Genomic DNA, 13,273 nt, shown 5'->3' on the forward strand with positions numbered 1-13,273 from the left:
ATGAGACACATCCTTTCACTATTAATGGAAAACCAACCAGGTGCACTATCTCGTGTGGTTGGCTTGTTTTCTCAGCGTGGCTACAACATCGAGTCTTTGAATGTATCCCCTACGGATGATCCAACGCTTTCTCGTCTGAATGTCACCACTAACTCGAGCGAAATGCAGCTTGAGCAGATCCAAAAACAGCTACACAAGTTAATCGACGTACTTAAGGTACAAGAAGTGTCTGAGCTTGAGCATATCGAGCGTGAACTTCTGATGGTAAAAGTACGCGCTAGCGGCTTTGCTCGCGCTGAAGTGAAACGCACAGCGGATATATTCCGTGGTCAGATTGTTGATGTGACGGCTTCGCAATATACGGTTCAAATGGCCGGCACTAGCGAGAAGCTGGATGCTTTCATTCAGGCATTGTCTGAAGTAACGGAAGTACTTGAAGTGGCTCGAAGTGGGGTTGTTGGCATCGCACGTGGTGAACGAGCGTTGAAAGCCTAACGAAGAAAGATTTAAAGCTGCTTTTAAGCTAAAACTGATCATTTAACCGTTTGAAAAAAATAGCGATTTTACTGATACGAACGGCCCTTAATTTGGGCCGTTTTACTTTCTGGAAGTAAGCATCGTTTGTCCATACTTTCTTATTGCCATTCATTTCTTTGTAGCTCTCCATTGGGGCGCTATTGCGCTTTTTATAGAGTGCCCTGTTATTTACTGTGCTTGATCCCCTCCAGTACCATGCATCCATATTTATTGGGAATCTCATTTTTGAGAGACTTAAATCACAAAGTTTATATGATTAGACTAAAGTCTAATACTCGCGGTGATTTGAGCTAAACTGAACAATAATCAAACAGTCTTGCTTCATGTCATCTCATGATAAAAGATGAAATTAATAGAGTGTTTGCTAGATGTAAAAGGATGGCACCGTTAACTTAATTCAACTGGTTAGCTAACCCTATCAAAGTCTTGAAGGGCATTAGTTGAATTAGGTTCGCTGAAGCAAGGGTTTAGGGATCATACAGTCTGATTGAAAGAGGCGTGGTATGTTTGTCGATTTTTTAGTGAGGTTAACCATAGGTACATTAGCCGTTCTTGGCTTTCAACTGAGTGCATTGTATTTTTTACCTATGGTTGTGCTACTCAATACTCATCACAAAGAGTTTTTTGGGTGGTAGTTCAGTCGTAATACTGGAAATAAAAAACGGAGCTATTAGGCTCCGTTTTTATGTGGTTAGAATCTATCTTGACATTATGCGGCTTCGATAACTTCTTCAATTCGCTTCATTGAACTTAACAGGTGTTGATCCAATAGTTCTGTCGCTTGATCGACATTTTTAGCAAGTACCAGCTTCATGATCATTTCGTGCTCATCAATATTGAACAGATCATCAGATGCGCTTTCTGCAGACATAGCTAGGAAGCGGTAACGTTTCACTTGGTTAATTAGGTCATCAAAGAACTTAAACATGTTCTCTGAATCAGCCCCTTCAAGCAGTGCGACATGGAATTGCTGGTGGCGTTCTTCCCATTCAACACAATCAAACTCTTCTGAGACATATTGTATGCGTGATAGCTTGTGGTAGGAGGTTAATACTTCCAGTTCCCAGCTTTCATCACCTGCTAAAATTGCCTTTTTAAGCAGAACCGATGATACAACACGAAGGCTTTCGTATAGGTCATTCAGTTCTTTCTTTGATACAGGAGATACCCAGCAGCCTTTTTGTGGCTCTAGCTTTACGTATTTACTCCAAGATAGTTGCACTAAGGCTTCGCGAATTGGAGATGCGCCGACGTTGTATCGTGCTTTGAGATCAGCTACAACGAGTTTTTTACCTGGGGTTAATTCACCATTGAGAATATCTTGGCGAATCATCTTTGATACTTTGTCAGTAAGCGTAGGACTAGACATTACAAACCTCATGTATATTTGATTTCTAGTCTGCTAATCCGTTTCTTAGGAAGAGTTTATTGGAGTTTAACAGTACGTAGTTCTAATGTGATTGATAATACAGCGTACTGAAAAGTTAGGCAAGATTTTGTTTCATAAAAAAAGAGGGCCGAAGCCCTCTTTTATATTTTATGCGAATCGGTTCATTCTTATAGAACGTGAACAGATGCTGTGTTTGTAGTACCAGAAGCGACTAGAGCACCAGAAACCATAACTACGATGTCGCCTTTGTTACCTAGGCCAGATTGTAGAGCGATTTCTTTACCGTTGATGTAGAACGCGTCTGTGTTCTCGATAGAGTCAACAAGAACTGGCTTAACACCTTTAGTAAGAACTAGCTGTGCAGCTGTCTTTTCGTTAGTTGTTAGAGCAAGGATGTTTGCAGTTGGGAAGTACTTACGTACTGAACGTGCAGACTTACCGCCTTCAGTTGCAACAACGATTAGAGGAGCAGCTAGCTTCTCTGCTGTGTCTACAGCGCCTTTACATACTGCTTCAGTGATGCGTAGACGTGGGCTGTCTAGACGAGAACCTAGCTCAGCTTTAAGAGCTGAATCAGTACGGTTCGCGATTTGAGCCATGATAGTAACAGCTTCAACTGGGTACTTACCTTTAGCCGTTTCACCAGAAAGCATTACTGCATCAGTACCATCCATGATTGCGTTCGCAACGTCACCCGCTTCTGCACGAGTTGGACGTGGGTTGCTGATCATAGAGTCAAGCATTTGAGTTGCAGTGATAACCATCTTACGTGCGCGGTTACACTTCTCGATCATCATCTTCTGAGCGAAGATTACTTCTTCAGCTGGGATTTCAACACCTAGGTCACCACGAGCAACCATGATGCCGTCAGAAGCTTCAAGGATTGAATCGAAGTTATCTACACCTTCTTGGTTTTCAATCTTAGAAATGATGTGGATGTTCTCGCCACCGTTAGCGTTTAGAAGCTCACGGATTTCTTTAACGTCTTCTTCTTTACGAATGAAAGAAGCAGCTACGAAATCAACGCCTTGCTCGCAACCAAACTTAAGGTCAGCTTTGTCTTTCTCAGAAAGAGCTGGAAGTTGAACAGAAACGCCAGGAAGGTTAACACCTTTGTTTTCGCCTAGAGCACCGTTGTTAAGAACTTTACACTTAACTTCAGTTTCTGTTGTTGCGATAACTTCCATTTCGATTAGGCCATCATCAACAAGGATAGTGTTACCTGCTGTTAGGTCCTTAGCGAAACCTAGGTAAGTTACTGCTACTACGTCTTTGTTACCAACAACTGTTGCGTCAGTTGTGAAAGTGAACTCTTGACCAGCTACTAGATCTACGTCGTTACCATCTTCAAGTTTGATAGTACGGATTTCTGGACCTTTAGTATCTAGAAGGATCGCAAGTTGCTCACCATTATTTTCCATTACTTTACGGAAGTTCGCGATACGAGTGCCGTGCTCTGCGAAATCACCGTGAGAGAAGTTAAGACGCATAACGTTCATGCCAGCATCTACTAGTTCAGTTAGCTTCTCTACAGATTCAGTTTTAGGGCCAATCGTACATACGATTTTGGTCTTTTTCATGGAAGGTACTCTCCGGTAAGTATTGTTACAATTTGAAATTTATTTAAGTTCTGAAGATTGGTCCGCTACATCAACATTTTGTGCCTGTTGTGTAAAAGCGCGGGACTTCCAATATGTCCTTCAGAGTTGTAAGTCTTTCATCAATTTTAGTCATTTTATGACCAAAAGATTTTGATTCAATATCGGTTTTCTGTGACTTACCCCACTATATAGGCGGTAAGTTGCAAAAAAATAACAGTCAGTTTTGTAATTTTTTTTCTTTTCGGGTGCGGATTCTACCACCTAATGAGTTCAATATCACTGCTTAACAATTGTCTTAGGACAAGGTTTTATCGCTATTTATTAATTTTTTGGATCAAAATAAATGGACTAAATAGTTTCGTTGTAACTATAATATGTTTCACATCGAAACTTAATGGCCTTTTTTAAATGTCGAAACGAAACACCCAGCTCAGAAGACATGCAATTTCTAACCTAGTGAATGAAAAAGGGGAGGTTAGTGTTGATGAATTATCCGCTAAGTTCGAAACCTCAGAGGTCACGATTAGAAAGGACTTGGCGTCTTTAGAGAAAAACGGTCAGCTTTTGCGCCGTTATGGTGGTGCGATTTCATTACCGAAAGAGGTTGTCAACGAAGAGCTGGGTCCACAAGTTTCGACTCGAAAGATTTCATTGGCGAAAGCCGCGGCAGATTTAATTCGCGACCATAACCGCATTGTGATCGATAGTGGTAGCACGACAGGAGCGCTAATTCAGCAGCTCAATAGCAAGCGTGGTTTGGTTGTGATGACCAACTCGTTGCACGTTGCTAATGCACTTAATGAGTTGGAAAGCGAACCAACACTGCTAATGACCGGCGGCACTTGGGATACCCATTCGGATTCTTTTCAAGGCAAAGTCGCAGAATCAGTACTTCGAGCTTACGATTTTGATCAACTATTTATCGGGGCTGATGGTATCGACCTTGATAGAGGCACAACCACGTTCAATGAATTGGTTGGTCTAAGTAAAGTAATGGCTGAAGTGTCACGAGAAGTGATCGTGATGGTTGAGTCGGAAAAGGTGGGACGAAAGATCCCGAACTTAGAGCTGGCATGGGAACACATTGACATCTTAATTACCGATACAGACTTAGGCGAAGAATCCAAAGCAAGTATCGAATCACATGATGTTCGAGTGATCCTGACCGATCCAGCGTAAAAACAAATTTAAGTATTATGCATTTACCTTCCTATAATTGATCTTGATAAAGATCTGGCCTTTGCTTGCTGCCAATAGGAATAAAACGAAATTGATGGAGTGAAACTATGTGTGGAATTGTTGGTGCAGTAGCACAGCGTGATGTAGCCGAAATTTTAGTAGAAGGCCTTCGCCGCCTAGAATACCGAGGCTACGATTCAGCGGGTGTCGCTGTAGTTGATAGCGAATCTAACCTAACTCGTGTACGCCGCCTTGGTAAAGTACAAGAGCTGGCAGACGCAGTCGATCAACAACATGTTATTGGCGGTACTGGTATCGCTCATACACGTTGGGCGACACACGGTGAGCCTTCTGAAGCAAACGCACACCCACACATGTCTGGTGATATTGCTGTTGTACACAATGGTATTATCGAAAACCACGAAGCACTGCGCGCTCTTCTTCAAGAGCGTGGTTATGTGTTTACTTCACAAACGGATACTGAAGTTATCGCTCACTTAGTTGAATGGGAACTTCGTACTTCTGATTCATTGGTTGAAGCGCTTCAAAAGACCGCGAAACAATTAGATGGTGCATACGGCACGGTGGCGGTTGATCGTAAAGATCCTAGCCGTATCGTTGTTGCTCGTTCAGGTAGCCCGATCGTTATCGGTTTTGGTGTGGGCGAGAACTTCCTTGCTTCTGACCAACTAGCGCTATTAAGCGTAACTCGTCGTTTCATGTACCTAGAAGAGGGTGATGTTGCTGAGGTGACTCGTCGTGATGTAACGGTATTTGATGTAGCGGGCGAGCGTGTTGAGCGTGACATCGTTGAATCAAACGCTGAACACGATGCAGGTGACAAAGGTCAATACCGTCACTTCATGCAGAAAGAGATCTTTGAGCAGCCAACAGCGCTGATCAACACAATGGAAGGTCGTATCTCTGACACTTCTGTAATCACTAATGCAATCGGTGTTAAAGCGGAAGAGATCCTGAGCAAGGTAGAACACGTGCAGATCATCGCATGTGGTACGTCTTACAACTCAGGCATGGCAGCTCGTTACTGGTTTGAGTCTCTAGCAGGCGTAAGCTGTGACGTAGAGATTGCCTCTGAATTCCGTTACCGTGATTTCGTTGTTCGCCCGAACAGCCTATTGGTGACTCTGTCTCAGTCTGGTGAAACGGCAGATACGCTTGCTGCACTTCGTCTTGCAAAAGAGAAAGGCTACATGTCGGCAATGACAATCTGTAACGTTGCCGGTTCTTCACTGGTTCGTGAATCTGATTTTGCCTTCATGACTCGCGCAGGAACTGAAATCGGTGTTGCTTCAACTAAAGCCTTCACAACACAGCTAGCGGCTATGCTGATGATGGTAACGTCAATTGGTCGTCTACAAGGTCGTATCAATGAAGAGAAAGAAGCGGAAATCGTTCAATCACTGCATCAACTGCCTGCTGATATCGAGAAAGCATTGGCGTTTGATAAAGAGATCGAAGCACTAGCACCTGATTTTGCTGATAAGCATCACACACTGTTCTTGGGGCGTGGTGAGTTCTACCCAATCGCGATGGAAGCGTCTCTTAAACTGAAAGAGATCTCTTACATCCACGCAGAAGCATACGCGGCTGGCGAGCTTAAGCACGGTCCTTTGGCTCTTATCGATGCAGATATGCCAGTAGTCGTTATTGCACCAAGCAACGACTTGCTAGAGAAGCTGAAATCAAACGTTGAAGAAGTACGTGCTCGTGGCGGTCTACTTTACGTATTCGCAGATGAAGATGCAGGCTTTGAAAGCGATGAGAACATGAAGATCATCAAGATGCCTCACGTAAGTGAAGTAACAGCACCTATCTACTACACAGTACCGATGCAGCTGTTGTCTTACCACGTGGCGCTAATCAAGGGTACCGATGTTGACCAACCTCGTAACCTTGCGAAAGCGGTTACGGTTGAGTAATCGTTAGCCTATCTAAGAACATTAGATAATAAGAAGCCCATCCTGTGATGGGCTTTTTTGTGCCTGTTAGCTAACGATCAGCGTTAGATCTAGCTTTAACGGCGTTAAGCGTTAAGCATTAAGTGCTTGCTCTAGGTCAGCCAAGATATCGTCAATGTGTTCAATACCTACTGAGAGACGAATCATCTCTGGTGACACACCTGCTTGCTTTTGTTCCGCTTCGCTTAATTGACGGTGTGTTGTAGAAGCAGGGTGACAAGCGAGAGATTTTGCATCGCCAATGTTCACCAAGCGCTTGAATATTTGTAGCGCATCATAGAAACGAACACCTGCTTCATAACCATCTTTCAAGCCAAAAGATAAAATGGCAGACGGCTTACCTTGCATGTATTTCTCTGCCAGCGGATAGAACTCAGACGTTGGTAACCCCGCGTAGCTCACCCAACTCACTTTCTCATGTTGCTGAAGGTACTCTGCTACTTTTAGTGCGTTCTCCGTGTGTCGCTCCATGCGTAGCGACAAAGTTTCTAGACCTTGCATTAGCATGAAGGCATTCATTGGCGACAGTGCTGCGCCTGTATTACGCAATGGAACGGTTCGAGCGCGGCCAATAAAGGCGGCTTCGCCAAAGGCTTCGGTATAAACCACACCGTGGTAAGAAGGTTCTGGTTGATTAAAGACCGGGAAGCGATCTTTGTGCTCTGCCCATGGGAATTTGCCTGAATCGACAATAACACCACCCAACGTTGTTCCGTGACCACCAACGTATTTGGTGAGTGAGTGCACCACAATATCAGCACCAAAATCGATAGGTTTACACAACACAGGTGTCGCCACCGTGTTATCGACAATCACAGGTACACCTTGTGCGTGAGCAAGCTCAGCCACACGTTCTAAGTCGATGATATTACCAGCGGGGTTACCGATACTTTCGCAGTAAACCGCTTTGGTTTTGTCATCGATCAGTGCCGCTAAGCTTTCTGGTTTGTCGTCTTTGGCAAAGCGAACTTCTATCCCTTGGTTTGGCAGCATGTGAGCAAATAGAGTGTAAGTACCGCCGTAAAGCTGAGGCGTTGAAACGATGTTATCACCGATTTGTGCCAACGTTTGAATGGCGTAGTTGATCGCCGCGCTGCCTGCACTCACCACTAAGCCTGCAATACCACCTTCTAAGGCTGCCATGCGTTTTTCCAACACATCATTGGTTGGGTTCATTATACGAGTGTAGATATTACCTGGCACCGCAAGGTTAAAGAGGTCGGCACCGTGTTGTGCGTCATTGAATTCGTAAGCAACGGTTTGGTAAATAGGAGTCGCAACCGATTTGGTTGTTGGATCAGTGTCGTAGCCGAAGTGAATCGAGAGTGTTTCGTCTTTCATGTTTCTTCCCTGAACGATTGAATTATCTATGTACTATCATATTGCCGATTTTTTTATAAAAGAAAAGTATATTTAGTCACAGAGAGGGAATTGGAATTGTGTGGGATGATTCGTTATATGCAGGAAACATAGCTGTGAGTTGTACAGCTTCAGAAAAGCAAAAAGCCAGAGCAGTGTGAACTGTTCTGGCTTTTCTAATTTGGTGGCCCCTCCCAGATTTGAACTGGGGACCGAACGATTATGAGCCAAGCTTCAGTCCTGTATTCAACATAGTAAACCTGCCCCGAATCACTCTGAAATCCACCAGCAAAATCACATCACCTGATTATCCGCAAGATTTCTCTGACGTCGATGACGGGGTTGATGGGGATGATGGGGTTGGTAGAGTACGACAGGGTTGATGAGGATATGGGGGTAAAGTTGGGTGGAAAGACAGGAACCGGACAGGAAAAGACAGGAAGAAGTCTAGGCGTAACAAGCAGCAAAACGAATTTATATTATTGAATTAGAATAACTTTACCGATTCGTAACGGTGAGGTTCTTCTTTCTTGTTCAATAAATAAAGGAAAGTTTCTATGAACCAATCTAAAGGCAGTACAGCGAATACAGAAGCTGATGCATCTAAAGACACGTCAAAACACAATCCATTCTCGAACATCCTCAAATCAGGGGAAGCAGACAAACTAGGTTCAAAATCTCAAGGGAAAGTTCTCTACGAGATTGCTCAAAAAAGTGAGGATAAACAGCTCTACTTCCGGATTGCAGGTCAGACAGGAGGGGCTGGGTTACATTCAAAACAATGGATTCCATGCTCTAAGTTATTCGAGGTTATCGAATCTCAGGGTGATAAACCATGGAAAAGTCAGGTCTACAAATCCCTCTATTCTTCTGGTTCCGCTAACAATCAGGGCTTCTGTGCCGCTATCGTTCGTGGCCTAGGTTTAGCCGTGAAAGCTGAGTCGTCTATTTACCTACATGTCGTTTCAGAGAAATACCAAGATAGGAAAAAGGAGCTTCTCGCACTGTCAAAATCAAGGGCTAAATAGTGTGTAAAAACCTTGTCGTCGTCGACGTAATGACGACGCCGTCGATAAACCTAATCATGAGCAAGTCGCTAGATAAGCTTCAACATCTCGAACCAAGGCTTGTTTTACCCATGACGGAGAAATTACATCGATATCAGGCAGCCAAGACTTGAGGACTGGCATCAATGCGTGAATATCTGATGTCTCAATGCTTATAAGTGTCGAGCCATAACCCAACTCTTTCAGCACTTGAATTGCCATAGGTTGTTCTGACTTCTGATAATCATCAATTCGTCTAGAACCTACCTGTGCGATGACCTCTAGAATACCCTGAGTATTCCAGTGTAATTCTTCCCTGATTAGTTTCTCGTTGAAGCTAGGAGAGGGAGTGTAAATATCATCGTGTTGAACTAACTCTGTAATCTCTGCCACTCGAAACGAATATGACTGGTTCCTAAGCACTGAAACCAAATGCCAAATTCCATGTTCGTTAATGAGTTGGTAAGGCTCAACCCGATGATAACGACGACGCTGACACGTTAAGGTTAGAGTGTTTCGCTGATGAATAGCGTTCGCAATGACACGTAATGTTGTCTGAAAGCGACTGGAATCTTCGATAGGTAAATGACGGAAAAGAATAGCTTGTGTCTTATGGCTTAGTGCCTGAGTCATGACTGCTCTATCTGGAAACAACTTATCTACTCCCATACTCGATAGTGAGTTCAGAGTTAAAAGAGCTTTAGGATTACGATGATCTAATTGCTTTAAGAAGTAATATCCATCCTCTCTTTCGATAGGTAGAAATGCCAGTCGACTGAAATCTCGAAGTACAGTTCGTTCATGTACTCCAAATTCCTGCTGTAAGTCGATAAGGCTCAGTTTCTCTCCTGAATGTAATCGGGAAAGTATCTGACTCAATCGGTAGGCTAACTTCTCACTCTTATTCATATCACCAATGATGTACTGATTCGCTGACAGGTAGTGTCAGTCATCATTATTTCCCGATAGTCATGAGTAAGTGACCGATTTTGCTATAGGTTTCATAGCCCACGAAACCTAAGCCCTGCCGTTATTCCTCAAATTAATTTTGCCAACTGACACCACCTGTCAGTCCACACCTTCAAACTAATCAACAGATGTCTTCTTAGAAAGAGGGCATGCAATCTTCAAGGAAAAACAACAATGAAAAAATCAATTATCCTGCTAGGTCTAACTTGGCTATTCACATCTTCGGTATTCGCAGGTGGTACGTTCGGTGGTAATCCGGGCGATATCTCGAAAATGAAAGAGCTGCTAGAGCCTCAATGGAATGGCAAGGCAGGTATTCAGAATACAGCGTCTTACGGTGTCATCGTGCAATGGAAAGCAGATGTCTGTGGAACCATGAATGGTCATGTCACTGATACGGCGAAATGCGGCCCAGATAGCCAGAAAGGTAAAGCACAATAAATTTTGTTGCGGAGCTTGGCTCACGATGCCTCAGTTTCGAAATTGGAACTCTCTAGGCTGAGGTATCAATGAGCTCCGCAACACTCAATCAACCAAAAAGAAGGAGCCTTTACATGGCGATTAAATCAATAACAACACTCGTTACAACCTGTCCTGCATGTGGTGAACGTGCATATGATGATGGTAGTTGTCAGGTGTGTGGTCACTCTCACTAAAGCGGCATTAACAAAAAAATCTAAAGGGTCATGTTCTTCATTGAGCATGGCCCTTTTTCGTATCTACATAAAGAGGTAGGGAAGTATGCAAAGTAAAACATTCTCACAATCATCATCCCAATCAAAGAAGAACACTGGTATCCGTGGCGCTCAAGTCGGTGCTGCTATTGGTGCTAGGTATGGTCCATACCCATACTCCATATTAATCGGGGGTATCGTCGGGTACGTAATTGGTGTCGTCGCCGACGAAGTTATTGAGGATTGACGGATAAGCTAGGTGAGCAGGGGATAACCTCTGCTTTTTTTCTGCTTAATGCTAAATACACCAAATAGGATGGGCTGACAGGGTTAACCGCTGGAGATATGATAGCTGCGAAAGTATCTCGTAACGTTATGAGTTGTTCTACTGAACTCGACAACCCTGCCATCCCCACCAACTAGGGTTGTCGGAGTTGTATGGGTTAACGTTCTTTTTTTTTGCAACCTTAGGGATAAATAGTGCCAATAAAGTTCAATTTGGGTATTCGCTCATCCGACCCTGATATAGTTCGTTACCAAAATGGTCTTACAACTAATAGGTTCGATTTAAAGACTCAGGGGCAGGAGCTTCCTGATAGTAAGGAAAGATCTCAATTTAATATATTGTGCTTTTTTAATTCCGAAGGGTACAAGGAATACATTGTATATATTGTGAAAACAGCTAAGTCACTTGTGAGTCATTGGAGTGATGAAAATTTAGCAAAAATGATGGGGTTCTTAGGGTCAGCCAGAGGACACATTGATAGTGATTTACTTCTTAATGTAGAGGAAGCAACGAAGTACTACATGACATTGATTAGTGAGTCTGAGGTTGATTTTCTGAACCTAGATAGCAGTGACCATATTCTCGCAGTTTTGCCCAATAAAAAAGAAACGAAAGACGTTAAAGAGTCTTGGTACTCTCTTATTAATTGTCTCGTTGGAGAGCATGACCTTAATGAGATGCTCGGTGTTCGGCAGATAAAAGAAGCGAATAAAATCGGCAAGAATGAGATTCGCCAAAAGCATCTTTATGCTGTGTTATCTATGCATATTTTAAAGCTAGGCAAAAAATTTAAAGAAAGTGACCCTATCATTTCTGATTTTTACATTGGAGTGGCAAAAGATAACCGTGTGGATATGGTTGGACGTCTAATGGTGGCTCACTATTTTCTCGCATTAGCTGCCGGCAGTGACAACGTTCAGACTCCTGATGACTTTCTATGGCTTAGGAACTCGAAAGGTAAAAACATCACTGAATTAAAAACAGTCACCAGAGATCTTTATCTCAAAAATTGGGTTTACCTGTACAACCAAGAAAACCCCGGTGCAATCTCTAGCCAGAAGCAGTTAATCCGAATATTAGAAGAACACTTTATGGATCTTAAACTGTCGGATAGCGTAATGAAGAGGCTGGTTAAGAAGTTCAGAACCGAGAATTACTACCACCAAATGTTAGAAGATAAGCGAGATAATGAAGCTTATCTTTTAGATAAGGAGTTGATACGTCTAACGATGGTAAGAACTCATATACTGTGAATAACTTGATATGTAAGGGCTTGGAGTGTGACTTTTTTTCTCTAGCCCTTAAGCCCCTCCGCCCCCCTCAATTATTTCTCTTTCCTAAAAGCTCACTGAATCGGCAGTAGTTTACTGATGAAACACAAAGAGGCCTCGTGACCCTTTCAAGCTGGTGACCCTGAAAAATAAGTGTTTAAGATAGGCATCCTCTAAAGGGAAATGACTACGCGGTTGTAGTTATGGCAACGATGCCCCCTTTTCACTAAGAGGACCATACCATGCTAGATCTAAACAAAGCCAAACTAAGCCCATCAATCCAACAAGCTACTGCTGCTAATGACGCTGCTGTTACTGTGCGTCGTATTCAAAAAAATGAAACTGTCCAACTAGGCTTAGAAAGACTAGACCTACCAGTTATAACAGAAAAAACAAAACTGCTGGGTCAGATGTATGCCACTGAAAGCCACCACTTAGTTATGGGTGAGGATGTTCAGAAAGAGCTATTTAATGATCTAAAAATGAAAACATTTGTTCCTGCTGTGAATCAGTATGGCGAGCAGTTTATTACCATTCTAAATGCCCCAAGTCCAAACGGCTATACCTGCGGATATTACGAGACTACTCAGGACTCGATCCCGGAATTGCAGAAGGGATACGGCCAATTGGTTAATGATCAAGAGAACAAGTGTTACCGATTGGAAATGGCTGATCTTCCAACATTTACGGGAGAATTTCCATCGCTAGAAGAAGCGTTAAACGAACAATATAAAAACGCGACTATTCAGCATGGCAATGAAGAAGTACTAGTGCGTTTAGGTAAAACATTCACACTGGCCTCTAAAGCTCCTGAGGAAACCCCGCCAACCCCGACAACTCTGTCAACCCTAGATGATGAGGTTGGCGATGATGAAATCGATATCGACTTAGACGTTGATTTAGATTCTATCGACCCTCTCGATGCACTCTTGGGTTAAGTGACCCAATCAGATTCCCGTATGGCTGTTATAAGTCAGCAGCC

General features: G+C 43.2%; 12 protein-coding genes. 8 read left to right on the forward strand and 4 right to left on the reverse strand.

Annotated elements, in window-relative coordinates:
• Positions 1–495, forward strand: a complete 495-nt coding sequence (gene ilvN, locus OCV30_RS02245; RefSeq protein WP_004735875.1) for an acetolactate synthase small subunit — start codon at positions 1–3, stop codon at positions 493–495.
• Between the two features lie 751 nt (positions 496–1,246).
• On the opposite strand, the gene OCV30_RS02250 is transcribed toward ilvN, so the two are convergent.
• Both OCV30_RS02250 and pykF read right to left on the reverse strand, forming a co-directional pair.
• A complete protein-coding gene (locus OCV30_RS02250) occupies positions 1,247–1,870 on the reverse strand; it encodes a GntR family transcriptional regulator (protein ID WP_065680189.1) in 624 nt (207 codons plus the stop codon).
• Between the two features lie 224 nt (positions 1,871–2,094).
• Complete coding sequence (pykF, locus tag OCV30_RS02255; RefSeq protein WP_012603178.1) at positions 2,095–3,507, reverse strand: pyruvate kinase PykF; 1,413 nt, start codon at positions 3,505–3,507, stop codon at positions 2,095–2,097.
• Between the two features lie 429 nt (positions 3,508–3,936).
• On the opposite strand from pykF, the gene OCV30_RS02260 reads away from it, so the two are divergent.
• Positions 3,937–4,707, forward strand: a complete 771-nt coding sequence (locus OCV30_RS02260; RefSeq protein ID WP_004736011.1) for a DeoR/GlpR family DNA-binding transcription regulator — start codon at positions 3,937–3,939, stop codon at positions 4,705–4,707.
• A 107-nt stretch (positions 4,708–4,814) separates the two neighbouring features.
• Complete coding sequence (gene glmS, locus OCV30_RS02265; RefSeq protein WP_065680160.1) at positions 4,815–6,647, forward strand: glutamine--fructose-6-phosphate transaminase (isomerizing); 1,833 nt, start codon at positions 4,815–4,817, stop codon at positions 6,645–6,647.
• Between the two features lie 111 nt (positions 6,648–6,758).
• On the opposite strand, the gene OCV30_RS02270 is transcribed toward glmS, so the two are convergent.
• Positions 6,759–8,027 (reverse strand): O-acetylhomoserine aminocarboxypropyltransferase/cysteine synthase family protein, encoded by a 1,269-nt coding sequence (locus OCV30_RS02270; RefSeq protein ID WP_065680161.1) that lies wholly within the window; start codon positions 8,025–8,027, stop codon positions 6,759–6,761.
• 575 nt (positions 8,028–8,602) lie between these two features.
• Between OCV30_RS02270 and OCV30_RS02275 the strand changes: the two genes are divergently transcribed.
• Positions 8,603–9,073, forward strand: coding sequence for a hypothetical protein (locus OCV30_RS02275; RefSeq protein WP_065680162.1), 471 nt, complete (start codon positions 8,603–8,605; stop codon positions 9,071–9,073).
• Positions 9,074–9,127: 54 nt separating this feature from the next.
• On the opposite strand, the gene OCV30_RS02280 is transcribed toward OCV30_RS02275, so the two are convergent.
• Positions 9,128–10,000: a helix-turn-helix transcriptional regulator gene (locus OCV30_RS02280; RefSeq protein WP_065680163.1), complete on the reverse strand. Its 873-nt coding sequence runs from the start codon at positions 9,998–10,000 to the stop codon at positions 9,128–9,130.
• 234 nt (positions 10,001–10,234) lie between these two features.
• On the opposite strand from OCV30_RS02280, the gene OCV30_RS02285 reads away from it, so the two are divergent.
• The 4 genes from OCV30_RS02285 to OCV30_RS02300 all read left to right on the forward strand — a co-directional run bounded on the left by OCV30_RS02285 (position 10,235) and on the right by OCV30_RS02300 (position 13,229).
• On the forward strand, positions 10,235–10,501 hold the full coding sequence (locus tag OCV30_RS02285) for a hypothetical protein (RefSeq protein WP_065680164.1): 267 nt from the start codon (positions 10,235–10,237) through the stop codon (positions 10,499–10,501).
• A gap of 300 nt (positions 10,502–10,801) precedes the next feature.
• Positions 10,802–10,981 (forward strand): hypothetical protein, encoded by a 180-nt coding sequence (locus OCV30_RS02290; protein ID WP_010434579.1) that lies wholly within the window; start codon positions 10,802–10,804, stop codon positions 10,979–10,981.
• A 233-nt stretch (positions 10,982–11,214) separates the two neighbouring features.
• Complete coding sequence (locus tag OCV30_RS02295) at positions 11,215–12,273, forward strand: hypothetical protein (RefSeq protein ID WP_065680165.1); 1,059 nt, start codon at positions 11,215–11,217, stop codon at positions 12,271–12,273.
• 260 nt (positions 12,274–12,533) lie between these two features.
• Positions 12,534–13,229, forward strand: a complete 696-nt coding sequence (locus OCV30_RS02300) for a hypothetical protein (protein WP_065680166.1) — start codon at positions 12,534–12,536, stop codon at positions 13,227–13,229.
• Positions 13,230–13,273: the final 44 nt, after the last annotated feature.

It is taken from the genome of Vibrio atlanticus (assembly GCF_024347315.1).
In the GTDB taxonomy this organism is placed as follows: Bacteria; Pseudomonadota; Gammaproteobacteria; order Enterobacterales; family Vibrionaceae; genus Vibrio; species Vibrio atlanticus.

Excerpts from the sequence above, each read along its gene's own strand:
- ilvN (WP_004735875.1), top strand. The coding sequence starts at position 1 with ATGAGACACATCCTTTCACTATTAATGGAAAACCAACCAGGTGCACTA.
- OCV30_RS02250 (WP_065680189.1), bottom strand. The coding sequence starts at position 1,870 with ATGATTCGCCAAGATATTCTCAATGGTGAATTAACCCCAGGTAAAAAA.
- pykF (WP_012603178.1), bottom strand. The coding sequence starts at position 3,507 with ATGAAAAAGACCAAAATCGTATGTACGATTGGCCCTAAAACTGAATCT.
- OCV30_RS02260 (WP_004736011.1), top strand. The coding sequence starts at position 3,937 with ATGTCGAAACGAAACACCCAGCTCAGAAGACATGCAATTTCTAACCTA.
- glmS (WP_065680160.1), top strand. The coding sequence starts at position 4,815 with ATGTGTGGAATTGTTGGTGCAGTAGCACAGCGTGATGTAGCCGAAATT.
- OCV30_RS02270 (WP_065680161.1), bottom strand. The coding sequence starts at position 8,027 with ATGAAAGACGAAACACTCTCGATTCACTTCGGCTACGACACTGATCCA.
- OCV30_RS02275 (WP_065680162.1), top strand. The coding sequence starts at position 8,603 with ATGAACCAATCTAAAGGCAGTACAGCGAATACAGAAGCTGATGCATCT.
- OCV30_RS02280 (WP_065680163.1), bottom strand. The coding sequence starts at position 10,000 with ATGAATAAGAGTGAGAAGTTAGCCTACCGATTGAGTCAGATACTTTCC.
- OCV30_RS02285 (WP_065680164.1), top strand. The coding sequence starts at position 10,235 with ATGAAAAAATCAATTATCCTGCTAGGTCTAACTTGGCTATTCACATCT.
- OCV30_RS02290 (WP_010434579.1), top strand. The coding sequence starts at position 10,802 with ATGCAAAGTAAAACATTCTCACAATCATCATCCCAATCAAAGAAGAAC.
- OCV30_RS02300 (WP_065680166.1), top strand. The coding sequence starts at position 12,534 with ATGCTAGATCTAAACAAAGCCAAACTAAGCCCATCAATCCAACAAGCT.